Below are 4,172 nucleotides of genomic sequence, written 5' to 3'. Positions count from 1 at the left end.
ACCTCGTCATCGGAGATCGACCACTCTAAATTGCCTTGCTCGTCCTCAGTGTAACCGTCCAAAGATACGTTAATAGCGTAGATCAGCTTAGCCATTTCAATAACGCCCTCCAATTATTAGTTTCCAACGCCTGCCTGCTGCTTGAGGTTCTTGATCTCTTCCTTGACATTTTCTTTCACCAATCTGGAATTGTTCCATTCGACTTTCTCCAGTGTCGTGGAAAAAACGATTTTGGCTATCTTTTCGATCCACTCGGCATGATTCCGTTCATGTTGCGAAGCTGATGGGTTCGAAGGCACAGATGGCCAATAACTGTGCATTCCCTGATAAGTGCCACGTCCCCAAATGACAGTGTCGGCAGTACTCAGAATTTCTATTGCGTGTTTCTCCAAATCAGCTTAGCACATTTCAGCTTGGGTTGTTTCTTATGAATTGCTAAGAATTGCTAATTTAAACTGCCCGTTAGTTCAATAAAAAGAACGCTCCCGCGCCTTCGCTTGGGCTACGTCCTCCTCATTATATTCCATTTCCAATCACCTATTAAAGAACGTACGCGGGTAGCATGTAGTGCTTAAACAGGGGACTTATCTTAACCTAAGCACTAAGAAAATACTTTATTTTCTTAGAACATCATAAAGTCTTATGCAGCGAGGGAGAGATCCTAGTGGCGGGTAGTTCCATGATCATGGGTGCCACTCTGCTCAGGTTGACTGCCAGCAATCGTTTCAACTGGCGAATCTTGTGTCGTTGCGGAAGCGGATGGTTCCTTCGTGGCAGTAACCGTGAAAGGGATCTTCTTCATGGTGTGGGAATCACGCGCCGACACATGGTAATAGACGAAGTACGATCCCGGTTCAGTAATGGGCTGCTTGGCGATGTAGAGTCCATCATTTTGGAAAGTAGCAGGTAGCATCATATGAGGCTCTTGCCCCTCTTTCCACCATTCAAATATGACTTCGCTCGCGTCATCCACTGGTTTGCCATCCTGGGTAACGGTTACCGCAAAAGTAACGTTGTCTCTGGCAGCAGGTTGACTTGGTTCGAGCATGAATGTGGCTTCGACTGGTGTAGAAGAAAGTAGAGCTGTTTGTTGTTGATCTTGACCACATGCGGTCATGGCAAGGAGCAAGAGTAGGCACGGTAGCATGTACATAAAGCGTTTCAATTTCATCTAGAATCATTCCCTTTCTGTTTCAAGTTCAATAGTTTCTAGTAAAAGAGCGAGTCACTGTGCTGATTATGGTCTCATCACCGCGCAGGATCGCCCAGCCTAGGGGATTGATTCCAATATGTTTGGCGTATGTTCGCAATGCATAAGGTGTATCATGCTGCGGTCAATGGTAATGGTCAAAAATTCAATGCCGCTTCCCATCAGATTTTATGCAATTGCAAAGGCATCCTCTCCACTTGTTACATGAATATCGGTGCGAGCAGAAAGGCTGCAATAAAAAAATCCAAAACAGTGCACCATTCCGCATACCACCGCCAGACGATCTTATTGCTCCGAAAATGAGCAAAGTCCCAGGCCGCATGGCCGATATAACCTGCCGCAAGCAGGATCAGTCCCGTTTCTCTGTCGACATACAGAGACACTAACGCGATAATGCTGAAAAACAGTAATGCGGCCGCCTGTATCAAGAAGGTACGAACCCCGCGGAGATGACCGCGAATTGCGCCTGCAATCGGGTAGACAAGCGCGATGAGAATCAGGATAAATGACATGGGATCCGTCGAAGCCGGGAGCCCTGTTGCGGCCATAGCTAACGCCACCAATGAGGGCCATCGTTTCAGCAATTGTATGCCTGTAAACTTCAATCTTCCTCTCTCTTTGACATCTTCGTCTTTTCTGGCCAATTCCATGGCAATCACTCCTCGTTTTCTTTTGCACACCAAAAATAACACAATGCAATTTCTTTTACGTCTATCTGCAGTTGATTTTTATTTAGCGTCTATATCGATCGATTGATGAGCAAGACGGATTCATCTGTTATGATGAAGTAAACCACCCGAATGAAGGATTGAAAAATGAATAAAAACATATTTCAGCACTTTAACGCCCGCGCCGCACATACTATCTTTATCGTTGCCTTTTTCATATTGATCATGCCAGAGTATCCGTTTCTGCATACCCACGTACTTATCGTTTACGCTGCCTTCGCGGCTTGTTACATATGGATGGCGGCAGCACCTAAAGGATGGTGGAATGCTAAGAGGTACTTCCTTGCGGTTTGCATTCTTGCTGGCATAACCCTCATCATTCGCATCGTTCATTCCGATTACCCTGATCACCGCATTTTCTGGCCGCTGCTGTATATGCTGGGTGTGGCCGATCCGAAATGGAATCGTTCAACCGTTACTCTCGCCGTCTTCACTGTTTGCCTCATTTTTGCAATGATGCTGGTCGACAAGGTCTCATATGGCGCTCTAATTGCAGCTGTCCTCATGTATATCGCGGTCAGAAATCAAAGCCTGCTTCGCGAAGCGCATCGCACGAACCGAAAGCAACTGGAACAACTGAACACGGCATATTCCGAATTGCAGCAAACATCTGTTCAGGCGATGGGTTATGCTGCGCTGACGGAGCGTACGAGATTGGCACGCGACATTCATGATGGGTTTGGACATCAGATGACCTCGCTTATTGTTCAACTACAAGCATTGAAGCTGATGATTCCCCAGGATCCGGCTGGGGCGGCAAACAGCGTAGACGAGACTCTGAAGGTTGCTAGGAAAGGGATGGATGAGGTAAGGCTTGCAGTAAAGGAATGGTCGGACGATGAGAAGGGCCTGGGACCGATCGCGCTGAAGGGCCTCGTCTCTCAAATCGAAGCTAATTCTATGGTACAGATACAATATAAAGAAATCGGACCTATTGGGGAGTGGCCGGTTGAATGCAGCGTGATTCTCTACAGAATCTTGCAAGAAGCGTTAACCAATATCCTCAAGCATGCTGATGCGAAACTGGTTAACATTTTAGTGGAAGAAGAGAATGAACATGTAATGCTCCTTATTACGGATGACGGTCATTTCAGCGACGAGAAACCTTTGAATTTCGGATTTGGCCTAAACAGTATGATCGAAAGATGCAAATCTGCCGGAGGGAGCATCGTTTTCTCCGCAAATTCACCGAATGGTTTAAAGATTCAAGCAGTTATTCCACTTAATATTACATCGAGTACGGCTTATAAGGAGACGATTCATGCAAACCGAGAAAATGATTCGAATCGTACTGGCGGATGACCAGCCTTTCATTCGTAAAGGATTGCGATACATATTGGACATTCAAAAAGATATGCAGGTGGTCGGAGAGGCTTCGACCGGAGAAGAAGCTGTTGACATTGCATTGCGAAACGTTCCGGATATCGTTTTGATGGATATCCGCATGCCGGGCGGAACGGGTATTATGGCGACAAAGTCTATCGTTGAAGCTTTGCCTGACACAAAAGTCGTCCTCTTAACGACATTCGATGTTGAACAGTATGTGTTTGACGGGATTCGTGCCGGGGCTTCCGGCTATTTATTGAAGGATACAGAAACCGATGAATTGCTGAGCGGTATTCGGGCCATGCACCGGGGGGCAACCCTGTTCAATAGCAGCACGGCCAAACGCGCTCTAGACCAAATATTGACTTCGGGCATGGAGGAGCCAGATTCGTCCGGCAAAGACCGGCTGCTTGGCGCATTGACAGAGCGTGAAACGGAAGTATTGCAGCTGCTTGCTTACGGAAAGAGAAACCACGAAATATCTGCGATTTTATGCATTTCTGAAGGCACAACAAAAACGCATATACACCATATCATGCAAAAACTTGAGGCGCAGGACCGCACACAAGCAGTAGTCACTGCCATTCGAATGAAGCTTGTGAAATAAAAAAGGATCAATTGGAAAGGCTTGCTCGGGGTATCTAGCTTGAAATCGGAATACTTCCGTTCGATAATGGCGTTTCAGGAGCCTTTACATTTCTTAATAACCGAGGGTTTGATTGGTCGATATGTGGTGGTGTAGCAATCGATATATTTCTAGGTAAGCAGAATAGAATTCATAAAGACCATTATTTTCTCCATAATAAGTAACTCCCCCTTGGAGCTATAAGCTATCGTTTTCATTAGCCTTCAAGATAGATTTTACAATATATGGGGTGCTGTTGCCATTAACGTAATCTGCCCGTTAG

General features: G+C 46.0%; 6 protein-coding genes. 3 read left to right on the top strand and 3 right to left on the bottom strand.

Annotated elements, in window-relative coordinates; genetic code table 11:
* Positions 1-116: 116 nt before the first annotated feature.
* The 3 genes from HI950_RS35220 to HI950_RS35210 all read right to left on the bottom strand — a co-directional run bounded on the left by HI950_RS35220 (position 117) and on the right by HI950_RS35210 (position 1,860).
* The gene (locus tag HI950_RS35220) at positions 117-392 is read right to left on the bottom strand and encodes a dihydrofolate reductase family protein (protein ID WP_223285701.1); all 276 of its coding nucleotides are present in this window, start codon (positions 390-392) and stop codon (positions 117-119) included.
* A 269-nt stretch (positions 393-661) separates the two neighbouring features.
* Positions 662-1,171: a FixH family protein gene (locus tag HI950_RS35215; protein WP_223285700.1), complete on the bottom strand. Its 510-nt coding sequence runs from the start codon at positions 1,169-1,171 to the stop codon at positions 662-664.
* A gap of 239 nt (positions 1,172-1,410) precedes the next feature.
* Positions 1,411-1,860 carry a hypothetical protein gene (locus HI950_RS35210; RefSeq protein ID WP_169091711.1) on the bottom strand — a complete coding sequence of 150 codons (450 nt, stop codon included), beginning with the start codon at positions 1,858-1,860 and terminating at the stop codon, positions 1,411-1,413.
* A 165-nt stretch (positions 1,861-2,025) separates the two neighbouring features.
* On the opposite strand from HI950_RS35210, the gene HI950_RS35205 reads away from it, so the two are divergent.
* Genes HI950_RS35205 through HI950_RS37240 form a run of 3 tightly spaced genes read left to right on the top strand, consistent with a single transcriptional unit; the run spans position 2,026 to position 4,074 of the window.
* Positions 2,026-3,240 (top strand): sensor histidine kinase, encoded by a 1,215-nt coding sequence (locus HI950_RS35205; RefSeq protein ID WP_187768223.1) that lies wholly within the window; start codon positions 2,026-2,028, stop codon positions 3,238-3,240.
* A complete protein-coding gene (locus HI950_RS35200) occupies positions 3,200-3,871 on the top strand; it encodes a response regulator (RefSeq protein WP_169091715.1) in 672 nt (223 codons plus the stop codon). Before HI950_RS35205 ends, HI950_RS35200 begins: the two co-directional genes overlap by 41 nt.
* A gap of 44 nt (positions 3,872-3,915) precedes the next feature.
* The gene (locus HI950_RS37240; protein ID WP_411268198.1) at positions 3,916-4,074 is read left to right on the top strand and encodes a nucleotidyltransferase domain-containing protein; all 159 of its coding nucleotides are present in this window, start codon (positions 3,916-3,918) and stop codon (positions 4,072-4,074) included.
* Positions 4,075-4,172 lie beyond the last annotated feature (98 nt).

Origin of the sequence: Paenibacillus sp. PL91 (genome assembly GCF_012935325.2) — a bacterium.
Taxonomy (GTDB): domain Bacteria; phylum Bacillota; class Bacilli; order Paenibacillales; family Paenibacillaceae; genus Pristimantibacillus.
The sequence above is the reverse complement of the archived record's forward strand: the minus strand, read 5'-3'. Positions and strand labels throughout refer to the sequence as shown.

Bases quoted from the DNA above. Each gene is read 5' to 3' on its own strand.
- HI950_RS35210 (WP_169091711.1), bottom strand. From the start codon at position 1,860: ATGGAATTGGCCAGAAAAGACGAAGATGTCAAAGAGAGAGGAAGATTG.
- HI950_RS35200 (WP_169091715.1), top strand. From the start codon at position 3,200: ATGCAAACCGAGAAAATGATTCGAATCGTACTGGCGGATGACCAGCCT.
- HI950_RS35215 (WP_223285700.1), bottom strand. From the start codon at position 1,171: ATGAAATTGAAACGCTTTATGTACATGCTACCGTGCCTACTCTTGCTC.
- HI950_RS35205 (WP_187768223.1), top strand. From the start codon at position 2,026: ATGAATAAAAACATATTTCAGCACTTTAACGCCCGCGCCGCACATACT.